At 58.8% G+C, this 21,722-nt stretch carries 20 protein-coding genes and 1 tRNA gene; 9 read left to right on the plus strand and 12 right to left on the minus strand.

Going from position 1 to position 21,722, the window contains the following annotated elements; all coding sequences use genetic code 11:
- Positions 1–165: 165 nt before the first annotated feature.
- Positions 166–242, minus strand: a tRNA-Ile gene (locus AC2CHD_RS04960).
- A gap of 110 nt (positions 243–352) precedes the next feature.
- Between AC2CHD_RS04960 and AC2CHD_RS04965 the strand changes: the two genes are divergently transcribed.
- On the plus strand, positions 353–1,081 hold the full coding sequence (locus AC2CHD_RS04965) for an SIMPL domain-containing protein (RefSeq protein ID WP_484552788.1): 729 nt from the start codon (positions 353–355) through the stop codon (positions 1,079–1,081).
- 80 nt (positions 1,082–1,161) lie between these two features.
- Here the strand turns inward: AC2CHD_RS04965 and AC2CHD_RS04970 are convergent, their stop codons facing one another.
- The 3 genes from AC2CHD_RS04970 to AC2CHD_RS04980 form a co-directional block, all read right to left on the minus strand.
- Positions 1,162–1,515: a hypothetical protein gene (locus tag AC2CHD_RS04970; RefSeq protein ID WP_229448796.1), complete on the minus strand. Its 354-nt coding sequence runs from the start codon at positions 1,513–1,515 to the stop codon at positions 1,162–1,164.
- Positions 1,516–1,615: 100 nt separating this feature from the next.
- Complete coding sequence (locus AC2CHD_RS04975; RefSeq protein ID WP_229448794.1) at positions 1,616–2,032, minus strand: nuclear transport factor 2 family protein; 417 nt, start codon at positions 2,030–2,032, stop codon at positions 1,616–1,618.
- 52 nt (positions 2,033–2,084) lie between these two features.
- Positions 2,085–2,534 carry a YcgN family cysteine cluster protein gene (locus AC2CHD_RS04980; protein WP_370633340.1) on the minus strand — a complete coding sequence of 150 codons (450 nt, stop codon included), beginning with the start codon at positions 2,532–2,534 and terminating at the stop codon, positions 2,085–2,087.
- Between the two features lie 183 nt (positions 2,535–2,717).
- On the opposite strand from AC2CHD_RS04980, the gene AC2CHD_RS04985 reads away from it, so the two are divergent.
- Entirely contained in the window at positions 2,718–4,700 is a 1,983-nt protein-coding gene (locus tag AC2CHD_RS04985; protein ID WP_484552789.1) for an OmpA family protein, read from the plus strand.
- A gap of 151 nt (positions 4,701–4,851) precedes the next feature.
- Positions 4,852–5,721, plus strand: a complete 870-nt coding sequence (locus AC2CHD_RS04990; RefSeq protein ID WP_484552790.1) for a dihydrodipicolinate synthase family protein — start codon at positions 4,852–4,854, stop codon at positions 5,719–5,721.
- A gap of 74 nt (positions 5,722–5,795) precedes the next feature.
- On the opposite strand, the gene AC2CHD_RS04995 is transcribed toward AC2CHD_RS04990, so the two are convergent.
- Positions 5,796–6,500, minus strand: a complete 705-nt coding sequence (locus tag AC2CHD_RS04995; protein ID WP_229448790.1) for an orotate phosphoribosyltransferase — start codon at positions 6,498–6,500, stop codon at positions 5,796–5,798.
- A gap of 174 nt (positions 6,501–6,674) precedes the next feature.
- Between AC2CHD_RS04995 and AC2CHD_RS05000 the strand changes: the two genes are divergently transcribed.
- From AC2CHD_RS05000 to AC2CHD_RS05015, 4 genes are all read left to right on the plus strand, one after another.
- Positions 6,675–7,061 carry a YciI family protein gene (locus tag AC2CHD_RS05000; RefSeq protein WP_484552791.1) on the plus strand — a complete coding sequence of 129 codons (387 nt, stop codon included), beginning with the start codon at positions 6,675–6,677 and terminating at the stop codon, positions 7,059–7,061.
- Positions 7,058–8,311, plus strand: coding sequence for an RNA polymerase sigma factor (locus tag AC2CHD_RS05005; protein WP_484552792.1), 1,254 nt, complete (start codon positions 7,058–7,060; stop codon positions 8,309–8,311). Before AC2CHD_RS05000 ends, AC2CHD_RS05005 begins: the two co-directional genes overlap by 4 nt.
- 91 nt (positions 8,312–8,402) lie before the next feature.
- On the plus strand, positions 8,403–8,822 hold the full coding sequence (locus AC2CHD_RS05010; RefSeq protein WP_484552793.1) for a VOC family protein: 420 nt from the start codon (positions 8,403–8,405) through the stop codon (positions 8,820–8,822).
- A gap of 270 nt (positions 8,823–9,092) precedes the next feature.
- The gene (locus AC2CHD_RS05015) at positions 9,093–9,527 is read left to right on the plus strand and encodes an FKBP-type peptidyl-prolyl cis-trans isomerase (RefSeq protein ID WP_229448785.1); all 435 of its coding nucleotides are present in this window, start codon (positions 9,093–9,095) and stop codon (positions 9,525–9,527) included.
- 71 nt (positions 9,528–9,598) lie between these two features.
- Here the strand turns inward: AC2CHD_RS05015 and AC2CHD_RS05020 are convergent, their stop codons facing one another.
- Positions 9,599–10,024, minus strand: a complete 426-nt coding sequence (locus tag AC2CHD_RS05020; RefSeq protein ID WP_484552794.1) for a VOC family protein — start codon at positions 10,022–10,024, stop codon at positions 9,599–9,601.
- A gap of 135 nt (positions 10,025–10,159) precedes the next feature.
- On the opposite strand from AC2CHD_RS05020, the gene AC2CHD_RS05025 reads away from it, so the two are divergent.
- On the plus strand, positions 10,160–10,756 hold the full coding sequence (locus AC2CHD_RS05025; RefSeq protein ID WP_484552795.1) for a TetR/AcrR family transcriptional regulator: 597 nt from the start codon (positions 10,160–10,162) through the stop codon (positions 10,754–10,756).
- Positions 10,757–10,767: 11 nt separating this feature from the next.
- On the opposite strand, the gene AC2CHD_RS05030 is transcribed toward AC2CHD_RS05025, so the two are convergent.
- The 5 genes from AC2CHD_RS05030 to dnaG all read right to left on the minus strand — a co-directional run bounded on the left by AC2CHD_RS05030 (position 10,768) and on the right by dnaG (position 16,802).
- Positions 10,768–11,481 (minus strand): DUF599 domain-containing protein, encoded by a 714-nt coding sequence (locus tag AC2CHD_RS05030; RefSeq protein WP_229448780.1) that lies wholly within the window; start codon positions 11,479–11,481, stop codon positions 10,768–10,770.
- Between the two features lie 113 nt (positions 11,482–11,594).
- Positions 11,595–11,888 carry an HlyU family transcriptional regulator gene (locus AC2CHD_RS05035; protein ID WP_229448779.1) on the minus strand — a complete coding sequence of 98 codons (294 nt, stop codon included), beginning with the start codon at positions 11,886–11,888 and terminating at the stop codon, positions 11,595–11,597.
- An 82-nt stretch (positions 11,889–11,970) separates the two neighbouring features.
- Entirely contained in the window at positions 11,971–12,390 is a 420-nt protein-coding gene (locus tag AC2CHD_RS05040; RefSeq protein ID WP_229448778.1) for a secondary thiamine-phosphate synthase enzyme YjbQ, read from the minus strand.
- Positions 12,391–12,507: 117 nt separating this feature from the next.
- Positions 12,508–14,505 carry an RNA polymerase sigma factor RpoD gene (gene rpoD, locus AC2CHD_RS05045; protein WP_229448777.1) on the minus strand — a complete coding sequence of 666 codons (1,998 nt, stop codon included), beginning with the start codon at positions 14,503–14,505 and terminating at the stop codon, positions 12,508–12,510.
- Positions 14,506–14,864: 359 nt separating this feature from the next.
- Complete coding sequence (dnaG, locus tag AC2CHD_RS05050; RefSeq protein WP_484552796.1) at positions 14,865–16,802, minus strand: DNA primase; 1,938 nt, start codon at positions 16,800–16,802, stop codon at positions 14,865–14,867.
- 206 nt (positions 16,803–17,008) lie between these two features.
- On the opposite strand from dnaG, the gene AC2CHD_RS05055 reads away from it, so the two are divergent.
- The gene (locus AC2CHD_RS05055; protein ID WP_484552797.1) at positions 17,009–19,402 is read left to right on the plus strand and encodes a putative bifunctional diguanylate cyclase/phosphodiesterase; all 2,394 of its coding nucleotides are present in this window, start codon (positions 17,009–17,011) and stop codon (positions 19,400–19,402) included.
- 22 nt (positions 19,403–19,424) lie between these two features.
- On the opposite strand, the gene AC2CHD_RS05060 is transcribed toward AC2CHD_RS05055, so the two are convergent.
- Positions 19,425–21,638 carry a copper-transporting P-type ATPase gene (locus tag AC2CHD_RS05060; RefSeq protein ID WP_484552798.1) on the minus strand — a complete coding sequence of 738 codons (2,214 nt, stop codon included), beginning with the start codon at positions 21,636–21,638 and terminating at the stop codon, positions 19,425–19,427.
- Between the last annotated feature and the right edge of the window lie 84 nt (positions 21,639–21,722).

Here is a 21,722-nt window from a genome sequence, read left to right on the forward strand (position 1 = left end):
GGAAAAAGACAAAATACGAATAAAAATATAGATCGTAGTAGTAGCTTCTCCACCGGAAACACCAATTCTTGGGGAATCCGTGGATTAATAAAAACTTAATCAGTTATGATAAAAAAACCGTACCAAACAACCGGGATAGATCTGCACCACCAGAAGTCTGGTCGATGGTGGGCCCGGAGGGACTCGAACCCCCAACCAAGCGGTTATGAGCCGCCGGCTCTAACCAATTGAGCTACAGGCCCGGTGGCCGATGGATTAATTGCTTTTTTCGCCGCGCACAAGCCATCTTGCCGCAATCGACACACAATCCATAGCTAGGTCGCTTTTCGGGACATCGCAAAAGGAGATTTCCATGACCAAATCCGTCTTCCCCGCCGTATTCGCTGCTCCCGTGCTTGCTGCTTCCCTGCTCAGCGCTGTTCCAACTTTGGCAGACGATAGGGATAAGCGAATCATCGTGACTGGCGAGGGAGAAGCCGCTGTCAGCCCCGATATGGCAGTTCTCACAATCGCCGTGGTGCGTGAAGCAGAAACGGCACGCGACGCTCTCGACGCAAACAATCAGGCAATGACCGCAGTCATCGATGCGATGAAGGAAGACGGCATTGAAGCGCGTGATCTGCAGACAGGCGGTCTGTCCATCAACCCGCGCTATGTGTACCCCAACGAGAAGAACGAGGAAAAGACGCCACGCATCGTGGGCTACGAGGTCGGCAATACGCTCACGGTACGCATCCGCGATCTCGCTAAAGTCGGGACTGTTCTCGATCGGTCGGTAAGTCTTGGTGTGAATCAGGGCGGCGGACTTACTTTCACCAACGACGATCCATCCGAGGCCATCACCGAGGCCCGAAAGCGCGCCGTGAAGGATGCACTCGACAAGGCCAAGACATTGGCAGAGGCTGCCGGCGTGAAATTGGGCGACATCGTTGAGATCTCCGAACAGATGCATCAGCGCCCCCCGATGCCCTATGCTGGCAAGGCTGTTCGGATGCAGGCCTCAGCCGAGGCTGTCCCCGTGGAAGCAGGCGAGAACGCCTATCAGGTACAGGTCAATGTGACCTTTGAACTCGACCGGTAAACCCGACGATCGAATATCAGAAATCGAAAGCCGCCGGCGCTCGCCGGCGGCTTTCGTGTTTTATCTCGGTCAATCCGCACTCAACGGATAACCGGGCACCGTGGGGCGCGAGCAAAAACAACATGCTGCCGCCCCCAATGGGTGCGTCCTGCAACGCGAATGATGTTCCGATTGGCCCTGACCACCCGGGCGCGACGGATACCCATGCGTTCCGCCTTGCGAACCGCCTGTCTAGGGGTGCACGCGCTGTGATGGCGACGAGGACGCTCGGCACGATGACTGCGGGCGCTATTTCCGTAAAGATAACCGCCCGAGGGGCCACCAATGCCAAAGCCGAAGTAAAGGCTGTCCGCCTGAGCTGTTGCCGGCGCCGCAAGCAGCGTGCCCAACCCGATCATGGCTGACAGCGTGGCAATCTTGAGTTTCTCGAACATTGTGCTCTCCTTGGTGTTTGGGACCCTCTCGCGCCCCTGATGGAGATCACAATCTCAAAACACTCCTGAACCAATGAGGAATGGGCTGTTCATATCGCATTCAGCCGATGGCCGACAAAGCCGCGTTCCACTGGACCGGATTTCGATGCTCGCTGATCCGCGTGATTTCGCCGCCATCGATCTCGAAAAACATTCCGCCGGGGAGCGTATAAGTCTGCCCTGTCGCCTCCGGCAGGCCTTCTGCAGTTGTTCGGTAGGTGCCGCGAACCGTAAACTCCGCAGCCGCACGAATGCCACCTGGGGCATTCATGACGGTGATATCTGCAAGGCGCTCGTCGAAATGCCGAGTCCTCAATCCGAGACGCCAACGCAGTTTCTCTCGGCCGATCTCTCGCTCTCCGTCGAACGGATCGTGCGCTACATCATCGCTTACCAATGCCAGAGCAGCATCGTGATCGCTGGCGTTCAGGGCATTCAGAAAGGATTGCACAAGGCTCAGCGCCTTTTCATCGGACATCGGCATAACTCCTCATTCGTAAAGCGCCCCAGAAGAAAACATCGGGTGATGTCTATGGTTCCTCATCCAGGATGAAGGCAAAATAGTCTTCCGGCTCTGCCAATTGATCTTCGTTGGTCTTCACCCGGCCACGAATGGAAATGCCGGCTTCGTGCACAGTGTTTGGATCACCCGAAACCAGCGGATGCCACCATGGCAGTTCCTTGCCCTCTGCCACGAGGCGATATCCGCAAGTGCTGGGAAGCCAGGGGATATTGCCCACATTGTCCGGTGTAAGCCGCACGCAATCAGGAACGCGCTTCAGCCGGTTCCCATAGTCGCTGCATCGGCACGTTTCGCCGTCGAACAAGCGGCATCCCACACTCGTCCAGTAAATCTCACCGGTGTCCTCGTCCTCGAGTTTGGCGAGGCAGCATTTGCCACAGCCATCGCAAAGAGCTTCCCATTCCTGGTCGTTGAGTTCTGCCAGCGTCTTGGTCTTCCAGAATTTCTTCGTCGTCATGCTCGAGCTTTGAACCGCCAAGGATCGCACGTCAAGCATCGTAAGGGCCCCGTTTCAGACACGTTCTCGTCACTTCGCAGTCACGCTTCCACACGCAGGAGTATCAATTGCGGGAAAAAGGGAACCGAACGCCATCGAAGCGGTTAAAGCGGCGATGGGACGCCTGCATACAGGAGAGATTTTATGACGACGCGAAAGCGGATCATGACGACAACCGCCCTCGGTCTGCTCATTGCTGCCGCACCTTTGGCAACGCAGCCGAGCATCGCAACGGAGCGCTACTCCGGGGTGGTGCTGGCACAGGCCGAAAAGCCCAAAGGCATGACCGAAGAAGCCTGGCGGGCGCTCTTGAAAAAGCGCGGCGAAAAAAAGCAGAAGGACAAGGACAAGGCTCCAGCTGAGAACGAGGCCGCGCCAGCGTCGGAACCCGAGCCGACATCGGAGCCTGAGGCAACTGCACCTGCTGCCGAAACTCAAGTCGAGCAGCCGGCAGCCGCCGACGAACCGGGCACACAGGAAGAGCCTGGAACCGACAACGCAGGAGCGCCTGAGGACGCCCCCTCCGGTCTTGAAGCACCGGAAGAGCAGCCTACGCCCCCTGTCGAGCCCGAAGCCGCTGAAGAAACGGCCCCTGCGGAAAGCGCTCCTGCCGAGGGAGAAGCGACTTCTGGTGCAGAAGAGGGCACTCCGGACGCCGGGGAAGGCACCGCCGCTCAGCCTGAGGCAGGCTCTCAACCAGCTTCCGACGACACAGATCTGCCGGCAGAGCCCACCCCCTCGCCCAGCACGGAAGAACCCGCAGAAGACCAGCCTGTTGAAGAGGTGGCGCCAGCCGCTCAGCAGCCCGCCGAGGAACGGTCGGCTGAAGAAGAGCCTTCCGGACAAGCGGAGGACGCTGCTCCCACGCCCGCGGAAGAACGTACAAATGAAGTGATTGAAGCTCAGCCAGAGAGTGGCAACGAGCCCGAAGCGCAGGAAATCGAGCCTCTGCCTGAAAACGCCGCGCCTGTATTGGATAGCGAAAAGGAGCCAGAGGCCAACGGAGGAGCGCAGTCCTCCGCTCCAGCCGAAGCATCCGAGGCGGAGAGCGCCGCGGAAGAGGAGAATGCCAACGCCGAGGCAGAACCACAACAGGCCCCCATGCCTGAAAGCGACGCCGAGGCGCAGGCTGACGCGATCAATCCAGAAACGCTTCGCAGCGAAATCCGCAACATTCTTGAAGAGCGCGGCGAACGGATCGAACTGGGTCAAACGCGTGAGGAACGCCGCGAGCGCCGGCGTGAACTGCGAGAGCGCCGCGAATCGGCGGAGGTCGTACGCGAGTTCAATGACAATCGAACGATCATCCAGATCAACAATCAGATTTTCGTCGAAAGCCAGGACAGCGACCGCCTTATCCGCGAGGATGACGAAGTTTATTACGAGGAGCTGCCGCGCGACCGTGTGCGCGAGGTTGTCACGCGTCCGAATGGTGTTCGCCTGATCACCGTTCGCAGCCGTTATGGCGACGTCATTCGCCGTGTGCGGGTTACGCCGGATGGCCGCGAACAGGTCCTCGTCTTCGTACCAGACGAGCGCCTCGAGACCGTCGACCGGTGGCATGATCCGGCTCGCGAGCTGCCACCACTTCGCCTGACGATCCCCGTCAGCGATTATATTCTGGAGGCAGAGCGTGTGGAGGATCCGGAGCGTTACTATACTTTCCTTGAAAAGCCTCCGGTAGAACCCGTGCGCCGTATATACTCGCTTGAAGAGGTCAAACGCTCAGCGCGCCTACGCGATATGGTTCGTCGCATCGATCTCGATACAGTCGAATTCGCCTTCGGCTCGGCCGATATCGAAGAGAGCGAGATTGACGAGCTCGAAGCGATTGCGACCGCCATTGAGCGCATGCTGGACGAGAATCCTGCCGAGACCTTTCTGATCGAAGGCCATACGGATGCTGTGGGCTCGGATCTCGCCAATCTGGCGCTCTCGGATCGCCGCGCCGAATCGGTGGCCCGCGCGCTGACGGATGTGTTCGGCATCCCGCCGGAAAACCTGGTCACTCAGGGCTATGGCGAGCGCTACCTTAAAATCGATACCCAGGAGCGCGAACGCGAGAACAGGCGTGTGGCACTGCGGCGTATCACCCCGCTTGTCGCTCCGGTGGCCAGCGCCAGATAGGCACTGACCCCTTTCTGCCCGCCCCATGCTCTGGCTGCGGGCTGGCGAAAGGAGCCCGGTCGGATGTTCCCTCCTCCGACCGGGCTTTGCTGTGTTTGCGAAATCTGCAAGATGCCTTCGAATTCATTGCCGGCTTCAAAGGAGTTCCTTCATGACGCGCAACGGCCTGCGTGGTGTTATCGCCGCCGTCCCAACACCTGTGACAGCTTCGGGTGACCCTGACACGACCCGTTTTCTGCGCCACGCGCAATGGGCGCTGGACAATGGATGCGATGCGCTGAACGTGCTCGGCACCACGGGCGAAGCCAACTCATTCGGCCCTGAGCAGCGCACTACCCTCATGGAAGCCGCCGCCGGCGCCCTCGACACCACCAGACTGATGGTTGGTACCGGCACACCAGATCTGAAGACAACAATCGCGCTGACCCGCCGCGCTCACGAATTGGGCTTCGCCGCAGCGCTGGTCTTGCCACCTTATTATTACAAGGGAGTGAGTGATGAGGGCCTGTTCGCCTGGTTTGAACGGCTGATCTCCAGCACGTCCGGAACCCCCATTCCCGTCTATCTCTATAATTTCCCCCAGATGACGGGCCTTACCTTCTCCCCGGCCCTTGCCCGCCGTCTGAAAGATGCCTTCCCTGATCGCATAACCGGTGCGAAAGACAGTTCAGGCGATCTCGACTATGCTTCCGAACTGGCAAAGATCAGTGACTTTGCCGTCTTCCCGAGCAACGAAGCCTCAATTTCGAAGGCGGAATCTGAAAATTACGCCGGATGCATTTCGGCAACTGCCAGCGTGACCGCGCCGCTTGTTGCAAAACTTTGGGCCGAACCCACCAATGATAATGCCCTGGAGGCGGCGTCCAGTGCACGCACCGCGATTTCTGCTCACCCGCTTATTCCTGCGGTGAAATACCTGACTGCGAGACTGCATGATGACGCAGACTTTGCCACGCCGCTACCGCCGCATATGCCGCTCACCGACGAACAAAAAACGGCTCTCGACGAGATACCCTTGTGAAAACAGAAAAGCGGCAGTTTCGTTTTGCGAAACCGCCGCCTGCCATTTGTTGCTGAGGTTCGGTTGATCGTCTGTTAGCCAGCCTTTTCGCCGATCTCGGAGATGCCGCCATTGGCAGCAGACCATTCAAGCGGTTGGTTCAAAAACTTCTCCACCTCATCGAGCGTCTTTTCGTCAAAAAGCTTGTCCGCACGCGCTACCTGCAAAACGTCCCACCAAGTGGTGAGATAGTGAAGCCTCATGCCGGCATCCTCCAGACGCTTCGGGGTATCGGGGAAAATACCGTAGTAGAAAACGGCAAAAGTGTCGGTCACCTCGGCGCCCGCCTTGCGGACGGCCTCGGCGAATTTGAGCTTACTCCCACCGTCTGTGGTCAGATCTTCCACCAAAAGCAACCGCGCCCCTTCATTCAGATTGCCTTCGATCTGAGCATCGCGGCCAAATCCCTTAGGCTTCTTGCGAACGTAGAGCATGGGCAGGCCGAGTTTGTCGGAGAGCCAGGCAGCAAAGGGAATACCCGCCGTCTCGCCGCCGGCCACCGCATCGAATTTTTCAAAGCCGGCATCGCGCAAGACGACTGAGGCCGCGAAGTCCATGATGGCCGAGCGAATGCGCGGATAGGAGATGAGCTTCCGACAGTCGATGTAGACCGGGCTCTTCAGGCCTGAGGTAAACGTATAGGGCTCGTCAGCCCGGAAATGAACCGCCTTGATCTCGATCAGCATCTTGGCCACGGTCTCGGCAATCAGGGCGCGGTCGGGGAATGTGTTGGCGAACATGGCTGGCTCTCGTTTGGTGACGCGGCTTTCAGCTATCAGGATTGAACGCCGGGCGGAAGTTTTTCCGACAATATTCCGGTGGATGGCTTTGCGCCATCCACCCCACAATTATCTCGACGCATCGTGTCGGAATGCGGCAAGCTTCGCCGTCTTCCAATCGAGAAAGGAACCGGAATGCTTTACGCAATTCTCTGCTACCACAATGAAGACGTCGTCATGTCCTGGTCCAAGGAAGAGGACGATGCTGTCCTCGCCAAGCGTCGGCGCGTCCAGAAAGAACTGGTCGACACGGACCGGATGGGCCCTGCGATCCGTCTGATGCCCACCTCCGCTGCAACAACGCTTCGTGCTTCCGGCAACGAGCACCTGGTGCTCGATGGCCCCTTTGCCGAAACCAAGGAACAGTTGCTCGGCTTCTATGTCGTCGATTGCGAAAACCTGGAAGAGGTGGTCGATTTCGCGAAACGCATGAAGGAAGGCGAGAGCGTCACCTTCGAAATCCGTCCGGTACAGATTTTTGAGAAAGGCAACCTGCCTGAGAAAGAAGCATCTACGAAATGACTGAGCTGGCCTGGATCGAGAATGCCCTCACGAGCGCGCGCCCGCAGGCTATGGGCGCGCTTCTGCGTTATTTCCGCGATCTCGACCGGGCCGAGGAGGCTTTTCAGGAAGCATGTCTGCGGGCTTTGAAGAATTGGCCCCTTAAGGGCCCGCCGCGCGACCCGACCGCCTGGCTGATTTTCGTCGGCCGCAATGCAGCGCTAGACGGTGTTCGCCGGGACAGTCGCAACACCGCTCTTCCCCCCGAAGACAGGATATCGGACCTCGACGATGTCGAAGCCGACATGGCGGAACGGCTGGACGATGCGCACTACCGCGACGACATTCTTCGGCTGATGTTCGTGTGCTGTCACCCCGACCTCCCCGCAACCCAGCAGGTGGCGCTTGCGTTGCGTATTGTTTCCGGTCTGAGCGTGCGAGAGATCGCCAGCGCCTTTCTGGTTGGTGAAAAGGCAATGGAACAGCGCATCACCCGCGCCAAACGTCGGGTCGCAGAGGCCAATGTACCCTTTGCGGCCCCCGATGCCGTCGAGCGCTCGAAGCGGCTCGGTGCGGTCGCTGCGATGATATACCTGGTTTTCAACGAGGGATATTCCACGACCAGCGGCACAGACGTCGTACGCGCCTCGCTGTGCGATGAAGCGATCCGGCTTGCCCGCCTGTTGTTGAGGCTTTTCCCCTCCGAACCCGAGATCATGGGTCTCCTCGCCCTCATGCTTCTCCAGCATGCACGCAGCGCCGCCCGCACAGATGCGGATGGCAACGCCGTTCTGCTTGATGACCAGGACCGCTCGCTCTGGAACCGCACCGGCATTGAAGAGGGATTGGCCCTGGTGGACAAGGCTCTGCGTCACGGACGGCCCGGCTCCTACCAGATACAAGCGGCGATCGCCGCGCTTCACGCCCGCGCCCGCACGCCGGAGGAAACCGACTGGGAAGAAATCGACCTTCTTTATCAGATGCTGGAAAGCCAGACTCCGTCACCCGTCATCACGCTCAACCGCTCAGTCGCAGTCTCCAAAACGCACGGGCCCGAAGCCGCATTGCAATTGATCGCGCCTCTCGCAGAGCGCCTTTCCGGATATTTTTATTATCATGGTGTGCGCGGTGCCTATCTGAGCGAAATCGGTCGTGCGGAAGAAGCCCGCGAAGCGTTTGACCGCGCCATAGCTTTAGCGCGCACGCCAGCCGAAGCTGCGCATATACGTCAGCATCTTGACCGCCTGGCCGTGAAGAACCGGGTGGATTGAACAAAAAATCGGTAGGCTTGTCGGAGTTGCCGACCACTATTCGTCCTGATGACAAGTCCCGACATCGCGGGCTTGCTATTAGGAGAAAATCATGTCCGAAACCCACAATGTTGCAGATGAACAGGAGATGCCCGAGGTTCTGGGTGGTGTAGTCCCTTATCTCATTGTCGATGGCGCATCAAAAGCCGCCGAATTCTACAAACAGGCCCTGGCGGCAAAAGAGGTTTTCCGACAACCGGAAGACGACAATGGCCGCACCATGCACATTCATCTCTACGTTCACGGCGGATCGCTCATGCTGTGCGACGCCTATCCTGAGTATGGCCAGCCCCTGCGAGAGCATGCCGGATACACGCTGACCCTGAACGTTGACGATGTCGACGGTTGGTGGGCACGCGCGGTGGGCGCCGGCATGAAGGTAACAATGCCTCTGGAGCGGATGTTCTGGGGGGATCGCTATGGGCAACTTGTCGATCCCTTTGGTGTGGCCTGGGCGATCGTCGGCAAATAAAGGCGCTCGGTTTCTGCAAGACACACGCTCTTTCGCGGCGCTTGGCCCACCCCAGGTGCTCCCCAAGCCCCAGGGCCGTTCCACGCTGCGGAAGGCGGCCGGGGACAAAACATCCCCGGCCGTTTGCCTTCCATCGCTTTACAGGAGTGCCCCGCACGCACTAGGCTGTGTCGACAAGGGTAAGAGAGGCGTTGCCACATCCCTGTTCGCCGACGCAGAGCGCTATGCCGCGTCAACATCTTCTCACACGAAAGCGATTGAGAGACAGACATGAGCCAGGTCAAAAGCGGCGATGTCGTGCGCATCCATTACACAGGCAAGCTGGCCGACGGCACGCAGTTTGATTCCTCGGCCGGACGCGAACCACTCGAGTTCAAGGTAGGCAGCGGCCAGATAATCTCCGGCCTCGACCGGCAGATCCAGGGTATGAAGCAGGGTGAGAGCGGCACGCTCAACATCCCCGCGGCTGAGGCCTACGGTGCCCGAGACGAAAACCAGGTTCAGGCCGTGCCACGTTCGGCATTGCCCCCGGAGCTGGACGTAAAGGTGGGCTCCAACCTCCAGGCCACCACGCAGGACGGAAACCAGATTTCCCTTACCGTGGTTGGCGTGGGTGATGATGAAATCACGGTGGACGCCAATCATCCGCTGGCCGGACACGATCTGATTTTTGACATTGAAGTCGTCGAAATCGTTGGCGCCTGATCACGACAGTGCGGAAGCCGCTGGTGCAATCGCACCGCGGCTTCCAATCTGATCTCCCTTCACCAGCAACCCTACTGGGGAACGGCATCAGGCGAATATTGATCTGCAAACTCCGCAGAGGGTGGGATCGGCTTGATGATGTCGATCAGCACACCATTCGGATCGGCAGTGATGAAGTGACGTTGCCCGAACGCTTCGTCACGCAGTTCCAGCAGCATTGGAAGCCCGGCTCCTTTCAGCCGCGCATATTCGGTGTCTACATCATCGACCTCAAAATTCAGGATCAGACCTGACACCTGCCCCCTGCCGCTCTCCGGAACGGTCGCGTGGTTTCCGTTCAGTATGGCGAGATTGACGCTTGGGTCGCTGCTTGACTGAAGATGGACATACCAGTCCGCCTCAAACGCCGGATGAAAGCCGAAATGGGCGCAGTAAAACGCTGCGGTTTCGGCGACTTTTTCCGTCATGACAACCGGGTAATAGCTGGTGATTTTCATCGGTGTGGTTCCTGTTGGCGCGTTGGACACAACTGCATGCCTTGTTCTCGCGACGCCCAAAACACTTGCAATCAGCGACCGCCGCTATAAACATACAGACTGCATGTATTGGAAATTAACATACAGGCTGCATGTATGCAACAGGAAACAGGTCGGCGCTCCAACCGCGAGCGCAGTGATGAAACACGCGAGAGGCTCATCGAGGCCGCCCGGCGTCTTTTCGTGGACAAGTCCTATGCGGAGACAGGGACGCCGGAGATAGCCCGGGAGGCCGGTGTCACGCGGGGAGCGCTCTATCATCATTTCGCGGACAAACAGGCTCTCTTTGCCGCTGTGGTTGAACGTGAAGCGAGCACAGTGGCGGATGAAATCGAGAGGCACACAACCACATCTTCGACCGCCACGATCGCCTTGATCGAAGGCGGCGAAGCCTATCTGAAAGCGATGGCTGCGCCCGGACGCACACGCCTCTTGCTGCTTGATGGTCCTGCTGTTCTCGGAAGAAGCGGAATGGATGAGGTGGACAACCGCCACGGCAACAGAACCTTGAAGCAGGGGCTGGAGGCCGCCATCAAGGCCCGCCAGATCCGCGATCTGCCGCTCGATGCACTGACCGGCTTGCTAGGCGCGGCATTCGATCGGGCAGCGCTGGCTATTGACGCTGGTGCGGATGTCGAACCCTACCGTACAGCTCTCGCTGGGCTGATTGAGGGGCTGGCTCCCACGCCATAGGCGTGGGCAGTCTATGGCTTGTCCGAGTTCCTCTTCCTGGCCATCCCCTTCTGTGCAGGATTGGTGACCTCAACCTTGAGACCCGCCACCAGTTCACGGGCAGCGGAGAAGAATTCTCGGTAGAGTATCGACGCAAACAGCAAAACACTGACGCCGATAGCCGCCCACACGGAGACGAACCAGGCGATCATACCCAATGAGAAATAGTAGGCCCGAATACCCTGATTGAAATTGCGTGCCGCGATGGTGTTGAGCGCGGCCATGACATAGATTTCCTCAGGGTCGCATTCATCCGCCTCGTCCGCTGCGCCGAGCATGATGCAGAAGTGGTTGAACTGCCGCAGCGACAGCGTGAAGGATAGAAATGCCATCACGAACATCACCAGAAACAGGACCAGATGCCGCTCGACGGCCGCTTTCGAGATATCCAGCGTCGGCTGCATGACGGACACTGCTTCCACCACAGCACTGATCTGCCCGAACACCGCGATGATGGCCAGAATGATCAGAACGGTTGTGGACGCGAAAAATGACACCGCTCCCATCAAATTGCCCGACAGGATGGCATCCATCGGTGTCTCGCGATGCACCGCGTTGCGCACCCACCGATGGCGCTGCGCTCCCATGATGATGGACAATGAGGGCCGGCGCTTTTCCAACCAGCTGGCAAAAACGGTGTAGAACCCCCAGCAAAAGATGGGAAAGAGCGAAGCTGCGAGCGTCAATGTAAATGCCTTTCAGCCTGTAGATCACAGACTGCAAGTCTGACCGAAGCCTCGCTGTTGGTCCAGTCAGCCATTGCTGTGTGAAGGCGCATAAAGAGCAAAGGACGACCGGATCAGCTGAAAATCTGGTCACCCTGCTCATCGATCACCTGCCGTCCCTTGCGGATCGCCTGCTCTGCGGCGAGATCTGCACTTGGGAAGCGATCGGCCCGAACGAGGCGATGCTCCTTGCGAACGCCATCCACCTCCTTGGAGATCACCGCGCAAGTCTGAAACTGGCCGCCTTCAGAAAACGGAGTGGGCTGGATCATGAAACCTTTGTGCTCGACAGCATCCCCTACCGGCTTTCCTTCCCCCGCGGTGGATGTGTCCGTTCCTCCTCCGAACAGGCGCTTCAGGAATGACATGCCCGTACTCCCCTCACTGTCAAAACTCTATAGCAACTTAACCCTACCCGACTGCCAGCGAAACCGGAACTCAGCGTTTTGCTCAGGCCAGATGAAGAATCACCTCTCGGCGATGCGGCTGTCTTCTGTGCTCATAAAGGTAAATGCCCTGCCAAGTTCCGAGGCCCGGGCGGCCGTTCATCACCGGTATGCCGATGGAGGTCTGTGTCAGCGCCGCCCTTATATGAGCAGGCATGTCGTCAGGCCCTTCCAGACGATGCGTCACCCAGGTCATCGACGCATCATCGGATGGCGGCACGAGCCTGCAAAAAAAGGTCTGCAGGTCGCGTGACACATCCGGATCTGCGTTCTCTTGAATGATCAGCGAACAAGAGGTGTGACGAACAAAGACCGTAAGCAGGCCGGCATCAATCCCAGCTTGCCTTACGAACAGGTCCACCTGATCGGTGAACTCGTAAAGACCCGGACCTGATGTCGAAACGGAAAGCAGCCGTTGTTGCATCGTGTCGTGGTGCCCGGGTCAGGCCAGCCTGTCAAGCGGGGTTGGCCGTTCCGCCCAAAACGCAAAGAAAAAGCCGGGCTCCTCGCCCGGCTCTTCTCGATCGGAATGGACTGTCGATCAGCTGTCGAGGAACGACCGCAACTTGCGCGACCGGCTCGGGTGCTTGAGCTTGCGCAGCGCCTTCGCTTCGATCTGGCGGATACGCTCACGCGTCACCGAGAACTGCTGACCAACTTCCTCCAGCGTGTGATCGGTGTTCATGCCGATGCCGAAACGCATGCGCAGCACGCGTTCCTCGCGCGGTGTCAGCGAGGCAAGAACGCGCGTCGTCGTCTCACGCAGGTTTGCCTGAATGGCCGCATCGATGGGCAGAACCGCACCCTTGTCCTCGATAAAGTCACCGAGATGCGAATCCTCCTCATCGCCCACAGGCGTTTCGAGCGAGATCGGCTCCTTGGCGATCTTCAGCACCTTGCGCACCTTTTCGAGCGGCATGGCGAGCTTCTCGGCCAGCTCTTCCGGCGTCGGCTCACGCCCGATCTCGTGCAGCATCTGGCGCGAAGTGCGCACGATCTTGTTGATCGTCTCGATCATGTGAACCGGAATGCGGATCGTGCGGGCCTGATCAGCGATCGAACGCGTGATCGCCTGCCGGATCCACCAGGTCGCATAAGTGGAGAACTTGTAGCCGCGACGATACTCGAACTTGTCCACCGCCTTCATCAGGCCGATATTGCCCTCCTGGATCAGATCCAGGAATTGAAGGCCCCGGTTCGTGTACTTCTTGGCAATGGAGATCACGAGGCGCAGATTGGCCTCGACCATCTCCTTCTTGGCGATGGCCGCTTCCCGCTCACCCTTCTGCACCTGGTTCACGATGCGTCGGAACTCACCGATGGAGATCGCGGTCTCCTGCGCAAGATTCTGGATCTCGGCCCGCAGATCCTCGATCGCCTTCGCCTCGTTCTTCGAAAACTCTTTCCAGCCCTTGCCGGAAAGCGTCGCAACACGCTCGGTCCAGTTCGTATCGAGCTCCGAACCCTGATACTCCTTGAGGAACGACTCGCGCTTGACACCATAGCTTTCGGCAAGCCGCAGCAGACGACCTTCATTCTGCACGAGACGCTTGTTGATGTCGTAGAGCTGCTCGACCAGAGTCTCGATACGCGCATTGTTGAGAGACAGAGATTTCACCGAGGTGATCAGCTCGCTCTTCAACTGCTTGTAGCGTCGTTCCTGGCTGCTGGACAGGCTATCGCCGTCGGCAAGGCTCGACTCGACCTTCTGGTCCTGCAGCTTGCGCAGCTTCTTGTAGGTGTCGGCGATAAAGTCCAGCGTCTCCATGACACCGGGCTTGAGTTCAGCCTCCATCGCGGCGAGCGACAGATTGGCTTCATCCTCTTCGTCGTCCTCTTCCTCCGGCTGTCCTTCACCACCCACGTCCGTGACGTCGTCACCGCGGGTACGCTTTGGCTTTTCTTCAGCCGCCGGCTTGTTTTCTTCATCGGGACGCTGGACGACCGGCGCCTGCTTTGCTTCTGGGCCCGCATAAGTGGCCTCGAGATCGATGATCTCGCGCAGCAGGATCTTGCCTTCGTTCAGCTCGTCACGCCAGATGATCAGCGCCTGGAAGGTCAGCGGGCTCTCGCAAAGCCCCGCGATCATCGTTTCCCGGCCGGCCTCAATGCGCTTCGCAATGGCGATTTCGCCCTCGCGCGACAGAAGCTCCACCGAACCCATCTCGCGCAGATACATACGCACGGGATCGTCGGTGCGATCTGTGGGCTCTTTCTTCGTGGTCGTCGCGACAGCGGTTCCCGACTGCGTGGTCAGCTCGCCGCCTTCCTCGCTATCACTGGAATCATTGTCTTCCGAGACCTCATCTTCTTCCACCACATTGATGCCCATATCCGAGAGCATCGCCATCGTGTCTTCGATCTGTTCGGAACTGACTTCGCCGGAAGGAAGGACGGCATTCAGCTCGTCCATCGTCACATAGCCGCGCTTCTTGGCGGCTTTGATCATCTTCTTGACTGCGTCGTCGGAGAGGTCGAGCAAGGGACCATCGGAGCCCTCACGTTCGGTTTCGACCTCTTCCTTCTCTTTTGTCGCCATGCTTTGCCTTCTCCAACCGAGCGGGGTTCCATGCCACCCCGTCGCCGCCGCTGCAACGGCTGTCCGTCGCGGCATTTCGCAACCTGATTCGTGATCTAGCGCTGGCCGCGTTAATGCCGGATTAACCCTGATACTTAGGTGGACTCCCTGTCACGTCCAATTTCGGTATCTTGTTCTTGCGTGCTGTCCGATCTTCCGCGGCAGCACGGCTCATTCTCGAATCGATCCTGATTCCTGTATTCCGACGCGGCGTCAAGGTGAAGCATGGTGATTCGTGTCAAAAAAGCGAATCAAACAGTGATTCAGGTGCTTTTTCGAACGTTCACAGACCGAAACCCCACAGCGATGCGCCTTCGTCGTCAGGACCGATTCGCACGCCCCGATAGAATACCAAAGCCTTCGATGAGCGCTTCGGTTGCCTGCAGATTGCTCAGCTCGGCTTGGATTTCCACCAAGTGCCGCGCATCCTCTTCATTCCAGTCATTGGCGAGCGCCAGTTCGGCCGCTTTAAGCTCCTTATGTAGAGAGCCTGCGCGCCGGTGCAAGTGGAGCGTCTGCGCAAAGGCTTCCCGAGCGTCATCCAGCGCAGCATTTTCGAGCGCTGGCCACATATAGGCGGACTTCACCCGCGCTTCGGCCTGCTGCCAGATTGGAAGAAGCCCATCCGCCTCGATCTTTCGCAGAAGAACCTCGCGATCATGCGCCGGATTATGCGCGACTGCATCGAGGATCGCCATGCGCAACCGCCCGAGATCAGCGCTAGCCAAAAGCATCTGATCCAGCGCATCGAAATACTCATCAATCAAGGGCGGATGGTTGACGAGCGAAACAAGAAGCGTTGCCTCACGCAGCGGCATCGTCGGTGATGAGCTGCGAACAAGCGCAGAACGGGCGAGGCTCTCCGAGACAGCCAATCGCCCGGATGCGCCACCAGGGCGCCCGCCGAAGCCGCGGCTTCGTCCTCCTGTGCCACCATCACGGAACCCGCGTCCACCGCCGCGTTGCGCCTGGTTTCCGCCAAAGAAAGCACGCGCGCGCTCCCTCATGTCCTGACTGTAATGGCGCCTCAGATTCTCGTCCCCGATCCGCCCCGTCAATGCCTGCAGGTTGCGCTCCAGTTCGGCCCGGCGTTCTGGAGTGTCGAACACTTTGCCGGACGTCTCTCGCATCCAAAGCATATCGGCAAGCGGCCGCGCTCCGGCAAGAACTGCAGCAAACGCATCAGGCCCCTCCTCCCGCACGAGATCATCGGGATCCTTGCCCTCAGGCAGGAGCGCGAAGCGCAGGCTTTTCCCCGGCTGCACAAGCGGCAGCGCGAGATCTGCCGCACGCCAGGCGGCCCGCAAGCCAGCCTCGTCCCCGTCGAAACACAGAACCGGCTCTCCTGACATGCGCCAAAGGAGATCCAGCTGATTCTCGGTCAAGGCTGTGCCCAATGGCGCAACGGCATTCTCGAAACCAGCCTGTGCGAGCCCGATCACGTCCATATAGCCTTCCACCGCGATCACGGGGGTGCCCTTGGCTGCCGACCGTCGCGCGCGGGCGAGATTGTAAAGGACCGTTCCCTTGTGGAAGAGCTCGGTGTCGGGGGAATTCAGATATTTGGCCGGCACGTCTTTCGACATGGCGCGCCCGCCGAAAGCGATCACACGCCCTCTGGCGTCCTCGATCGGAAACATGATCCGGTCACGGAAGCGATCATAGGAAACCGGTATATCGGGGCCGAACACAACAAGACCACAAGCCTCGATCTGGTCCTTTGTTACCCCTTTGCCAGCCAGGTATTCCTTGAGTGCATTCCGGCTGGAAGGGGCAAAGCCAATGCGAAAAGCCTGCTGAGTAGCGCTGGAAAGCCCCCGTCCGCGCAAATAGGCGCGCGCTTCCGCCCCCTGTTGCTCCTGCAGCATGCTCTGAAAGAAACCCGCCGCCATCTCCATGACGTCAGACAGGGACGCGCGCTGCTGCTCGCGCCGCTCTGCCTGCGGATCGCGCTGCGGCATGGGCACGCCAGCCATGTCGGCCACCCGCTCCACGGCTTCTGGAAAACCAATGCCATCGAGTTCTGACAGAAACCGGAAGTGGTCTCCCGAAACCCCGCAACCGAAGCAATGGTAGCGCCCCTTCCTGTCTTCGCAATGAAAACTCGGTGTGTTCTCTCCATGAAAAGGGCAGCACGCCCAGTAATCTCCACGCGACGCATTTGTCTTCTTGCGATCGAACGTGACGCGCGTTCCCACCACCTGCGATATGGGCACGCGGTCACGGAGTTCATCGAGAAAGGAGTTCGGAAAGCGCATTTTTATCCTGCCTACCGGATCATATAAGCACGATCGTCGGCGACCGCGACTCTTGAAGAGGCTTCTTCACGGTATTCACAGCCGGAAAAGACAAGAGAGGGAGCCGCCCATCATACAACTTAACCGATTGTTCAAGCGCAGATGCTAAACCCCGGAGATCGATTGGATACGGACCGGCCAACAAGGCCGGCATTGCAAGCATCAGGATGGCGGTACACGTGCTTACGGTTTACAACTGCATTGTCAATGAACACGATCTCCGGCTGGTTGTGCTGGCTGGCGTTCTGGGGGCGATCGCCTCGTTTGCGGCGGTGACGCTTCTTAGGCATCTGCGCAAATCGACGGGCCAAACCCGCCTCTTATGGACGACAGTAGCCGCCATTTGCTTCGGTTTTGGTGTCTGGGCCACGCACTTCGTCGCCATGTTGGCCTTCTCCCCCGGCATGCCCACGGCATATGACGTCCCGCTTACGGCCCTGTCCCTGATCCTTGCAATCTTGTGTAGCGGTCTGGGAATGTCCGTTGCCACGGCACGCCCCACCAGGGACCATCAACTCGTTGGAGGGTCGATCATCGGAGGTGGAATTGCAGTGATGCATTTTACCGGCATGATCGCGTTCGAAGTCGAGGGACGGCTTGAGTGGAACATGGTGCTGGTGGCAGCCTCCGTGATCGCCGGTGTTGTTCTTGGTGCCCTCGCCATTCAGATTGCTCTCGCACGAACCTCGCAGACACGAAACTTCCTGGCGAGCCTGACGCTGACCGTTGCAATCTGCACCATGCATTTCACAGCGATGGGCGCCGCCTCGATCATTCCTGATCCAGCCATCACCATTTCTCAATTTTCCGTTCCTTCCACAATTCTGGCAGCGGCAGTGTCTCTCGCAGCCGTGCTGATCTTCGCGTTGACGGCTTTGGCCCTCTGGGTAGACATTCGTGACAAGCGGCGTGCCGTCGCGGAGGAACGCCGGATGCGTGGCCTCGCCAACGCTGCCTTCGAAGGTCTTCTGGTTTGTGATGATACAGTTATCGTTACAGCCAATCAGAGCCTGGCAAGATTATGTGGGCGGACCATCGAGGAACTGGTGGGGATGGATTTTACGACCCTGTTCGGCGCCATCCAGCTCGACGGCGCCAATGCCGAAGAACCTGTCTGGGAAACCACGCTCGAGAACGCCAATGGAACGAGCAGACCGGTTGAGCTTCTTTCCCGAACCATCGACTACAGCGGCAAACCGCATACCGTGATTGCGGTACGCGACCTCTTCGAGCGGAAGAAGGCAGAAGCCGACATCCGTCGCCTGGCGATGAACGATACGCTGACCAATCTGCCCAATCGGCGGAGCTTCACAGCCCAGCTTGAAAAAGAGATGGCAACACTCGCCGATGGAAAGTCGATAGCGTTGCTGTGCCTTGACCTTGACCGGTTCAAAGAGGTCAACGATCTGTTCGGACACGCCGCAGGTGATGCGATGCTGCGCAAGGTCGCAGACAACGCCGGCAGCGTTCTGAGCGAGGGGCAAATGCTGGCACGTCTCGGTGGTGACGAGTTTGCCATCATCGCTCCTGGTATCTCCAATCAGAAGGAAGCGGCAACACTCGCCGAACGGGTGCTTGAAGCTTTCCGGGCAGAGAACGCGCGGGCAAGCAGCGACGGTCTGATGTCAACCAGCATCGGCATTGCCCTGTATCCACGCGATGCTCAGGATCAGGAGACACTGATCAACCACGCCGACACGGCACTTTACCGCGCCAAATCCGAAGGACGCGACACCTATAGATTCTACGAACACGCCATGGGCATCGAAGCCCGTTCCCGCAGAATAATGGAACACGAACTGCGCCATGCAGTGACCCGCAACGAATTTCATCTAGTTTATCAGCCTCAGAAAAAGCTCGATAGCGGCGAACTGATCGGCTACGAGGCGCTTCTGCGTTGGCACCATCCCGAAAGAGGCAACGTCTCGCCCGGTATTTTTATCCCTGTGGCAGAAGAAAGCGGCGCCATCGTTCCGATCGGTGAATGGGTTCTCAAGACAGCGTGCCAGGCCGCCGTTGGCTGGAAAAGCAACCTGATGGTCGCGGTAAATGTTTCAGCGATCCAGCTTCACAGCGTGAACTTCGCTCAAACGGTTCATCGCATCCTGCTTGAGACCGGGTTGTCACCGCATCGCCTTGAGATTGAAATCACCGAGACGGCTCTTGTCCGCGATATGCATCGCGCGCTCACCACACTCCGTCAGTTGAAAACACTCGGAATCCGCGTGGCAATGGACGATTTCGGGACGGGCTATTCCTCACTCTCCAATCTACGCGCTTTCCCCTTCGACAAGATCAAGATCGATGGAAGTTTCATTCGACAGGTCGATACAAACGAACAGGCTGCCACCATCGTTCGCGCGGTGCTGGGCATCGGCCGTGGTCTCGGTCTCCCGGTCCTGGCCGAAGGGGTCGAAACGTCAGGCGAATTAAGCTTCCTTGCGAATGAATTGTGCCAGATCGGTCAGGGCTATTATCTGGGACGCCCAAGCCCGCTCGAGGAGCTGCGCGAAGATGGCGTCCGCACGAAAGAAGAAAGCACGGATGCCAACGCCGCGTGACCCCTAGGGGCTGCAGCAAACCCTATCCAAGCTTGACAGTACGCAGCCGCAACGCATTCGCTATGACCGAAACGGAGGACAGGCTCATTGCGGCTGCGGCAATCATCGGTGACAGCAGGGTGCCGAAGACAGGATAAAGTATGCCGGCCGCGATCGGAACACCTAGAGCATTGTAGACAAAGGCGAAGAAGAGGTTCTCCTTGATGTTGCGAATCGTTGCCTGAGCAAGCGCGCGAGCGCGCACGATCCCCTTCAAGTCACCCTTCACCAACGTTATCCCGGCACTTTCCACTGCCACATCAGCGCCCGTCCCCATAGCAATCCCGACATCGGCAGCAGCAAGTGCGGGCGCGTCATTCACCCCGTCACCGGCCATCGCAACGCGACCACCTCTTTCTCGTAGTTCCTCAATCAGCTTCTGCTTATCCTCCGGCAACATATCGGCCCGCACTTCATCAATACCCAGCCGCGCGGCCACCGCTTTCGCCGTTCGTTCGTTGTCACCCGTCGCCATAATGATGTTCAACCCGAGTTCGTGAAGCTTACGAATGGCATCAGAGGTCGTTTCCTTGACCGGGTCGGCCACAGCGACCAGACCCGACGCCTCGCCATCCACGGATACGAACATCGCCGTCTTGCCTTCCGCACGAAGCGCATCGGCGCGCTCGATCAAACGCTCGATCGCGACTCCGGCCCGTTCCATCATCGCCTTGTTCCCGAGCACCACTTGGCGACCGGCGACCCGACCGACCACCCCCCTGCCGGTGACCGCATCAAAATTGCTGACCTTTTCAAGCCCAATGCCACGATCTTCCGCGCCGGCGACGATCGCTTCAGCCAAGGGATGCTCAGATCCCCTCTCCAGGCTGGCAGCGAACATCAAAAGCTGCTTCTCGTCCAACGTTCCGACCACGACGACGTCTGTTAGTCTGGGACGTCCTTCAGTCAGCGTCCCCGTTTTGTCGACGATAAGCGTGTCCACACCGGCGAACCGTTCCAGCGCCTCGGCGTCCTTGATCAGTACACCGCTCTGCGCCCCCCGTCCCGTCGCTGTCATGATGGACATCGGAGTTGCCAGTCCCAGCGCACAGGGGCAGGCAATGATGAGCACCGAAACCGCAGAGACTATCGCGAAAACCATTGAGGGTTCTGGTCCGAACAGAGCCCAGACGACGAAAGCCAGTATTGCCACCAGCACAACGGTTGGCACGAAATAGAAGGAAACCCGATCGGCAAGGCCCTGGATAGGCGCGCGGGAACGCTGCGCCTTGGCGACCATGTCAACGATTTGCGAAAGCACAGTCTCCGAGCCCACGCGCTGTGCCCGCACGATCAGCGTGCCGTTCTTGTTGATGGTTCCGCCAGTCACCGGATCACCCTCTGACTTTTCAACCGGAACCGGCTCGCCCGTGATCATCGATTCATCAACCGACGACCGTCCCTCTTCGACCATGGCATCGACCGGCACACTGTCACCGGGACGGACCCGCAGCCGGTCCCCGACACGGACCTCTTCAAGCGGTATATCCGCTTCGGCCCCATCCTCCTTGAGGCGTCGTGCTGTTTTGGGAGCAAGATCGAGCAACGCGCGGATGGCTGAACCAGTTCGCTCCCGCGCCCGCAGCTCCAGCACCTGACCAAGGAAAACCAATGCAACGATGACCGCCGAAGCCTCGAAATAAACCGGCACGGCTCCCCCCTCGCCCCGAAATTGGGCGGGGAAGAGGCCCGGCGCGAACGTCGCCACCACGCTATAAGCATAGGCCGCTCCAACGCCTATGGAGATCAGGGTCCACATGTTCGGGCTGCGATTGAGGAAGGATTCGTAACCGCGGCGAAAGAATGGAAGCGCCGCCCAAAGAACAACTGGAGTGGCCAGCACGAACTCGAGCCATACGGCCGCCTGCTCTCCGATCCAGTGTCGAAAAGGCACCCCCACCATCGGCCCCATGGCGACCAATAGGAGCGGAATGGCCAAAAAAGCGCTAACCTGAAAACGGCGGGTAAAGTCCACCAGCTCCGGATTTGGTCCTTCCCCGTCTGCAACCCCCATGGGTTCAAGGGCCATACCGCAGATCGGGCAGGATCCTGGTTGGTCACGCACGATCTGCGGGTGCATTGGACAGGTATACTTGGTTCCCTGCGGCGCGGCTTTCTTTTCACCAGACGCCTGCTTGTCACAGCTGCCGTGCGCCCCGTGCGCCCCGTGCGCATGATGTTTCTGGTCGTCAGCCATCCGAAAACTCCTGAAACAATCCGGATCCTGTGGTAACCCTTCCAGCAACTGGAAGGTCAAGAACCGAGCCTCCTTAACTCACAA

The organism is Nitratireductor sp. ATLC21, assembly GCF_057196525.1.

Excerpts from the sequence above, each read along its gene's own strand:
- AC2CHD_RS04965 (WP_484552788.1), top strand. The coding sequence starts at position 353 with ATGACCAAATCCGTCTTCCCCGCCGTATTCGCTGCTCCCGTGCTTGCT.
- AC2CHD_RS04970 (WP_229448796.1), bottom strand. The coding sequence starts at position 1,515 with ATGTTCGAGAAACTCAAGATTGCCACGCTGTCAGCCATGATCGGGTTG.
- AC2CHD_RS04975 (WP_229448794.1), bottom strand. The coding sequence starts at position 2,032 with ATGTCCGATGAAAAGGCGCTGAGCCTTGTGCAATCCTTTCTGAATGCC.
- AC2CHD_RS04980 (WP_370633340.1), bottom strand. The coding sequence starts at position 2,534 with ATGACGACGAAGAAATTCTGGAAGACCAAGACGCTGGCAGAACTCAAC.
- AC2CHD_RS04985 (WP_484552789.1), top strand. The coding sequence starts at position 2,718 with ATGACGACGCGAAAGCGGATCATGACGACAACCGCCCTCGGTCTGCTC.
- AC2CHD_RS04990 (WP_484552790.1), top strand. The coding sequence starts at position 4,852 with ATGACGCGCAACGGCCTGCGTGGTGTTATCGCCGCCGTCCCAACACCT.
- AC2CHD_RS04995 (WP_229448790.1), bottom strand. The coding sequence starts at position 6,500 with ATGTTCGCCAACACATTCCCCGACCGCGCCCTGATTGCCGAGACCGTG.
- AC2CHD_RS05000 (WP_484552791.1), top strand. The coding sequence starts at position 6,675 with ATGCTTTACGCAATTCTCTGCTACCACAATGAAGACGTCGTCATGTCC.
- AC2CHD_RS05005 (WP_484552792.1), top strand. The coding sequence starts at position 7,058 with ATGACTGAGCTGGCCTGGATCGAGAATGCCCTCACGAGCGCGCGCCCG.
- AC2CHD_RS05010 (WP_484552793.1), top strand. The coding sequence starts at position 8,403 with ATGTCCGAAACCCACAATGTTGCAGATGAACAGGAGATGCCCGAGGTT.
- AC2CHD_RS05015 (WP_229448785.1), top strand. The coding sequence starts at position 9,093 with ATGAGCCAGGTCAAAAGCGGCGATGTCGTGCGCATCCATTACACAGGC.
- AC2CHD_RS05020 (WP_484552794.1), bottom strand. The coding sequence starts at position 10,024 with ATGAAAATCACCAGCTATTACCCGGTTGTCATGACGGAAAAAGTCGCC.
- AC2CHD_RS05025 (WP_484552795.1), top strand. The coding sequence starts at position 10,160 with ATGCAACAGGAAACAGGTCGGCGCTCCAACCGCGAGCGCAGTGATGAA.
- AC2CHD_RS05035 (WP_229448779.1), bottom strand. The coding sequence starts at position 11,888 with ATGTCATTCCTGAAGCGCCTGTTCGGAGGAGGAACGGACACATCCACC.
- AC2CHD_RS05040 (WP_229448778.1), bottom strand. The coding sequence starts at position 12,390 with ATGCAACAACGGCTGCTTTCCGTTTCGACATCAGGTCCGGGTCTTTAC.
- rpoD (WP_229448777.1), bottom strand. The coding sequence starts at position 14,505 with ATGGCGACAAAAGAGAAGGAAGAGGTCGAAACCGAACGTGAGGGCTCC.
- dnaG (WP_484552796.1), bottom strand. The coding sequence starts at position 16,802 with ATGCGCTTTCCGAACTCCTTTCTCGATGAACTCCGTGACCGCGTGCCC.
- AC2CHD_RS05055 (WP_484552797.1), top strand. The coding sequence starts at position 17,009 with ATGGCGGTACACGTGCTTACGGTTTACAACTGCATTGTCAATGAACAC.
- AC2CHD_RS05060 (WP_484552798.1), bottom strand. The coding sequence starts at position 21,638 with ATGGCTGACGACCAGAAACATCATGCGCACGGGGCGCACGGGGCGCAC.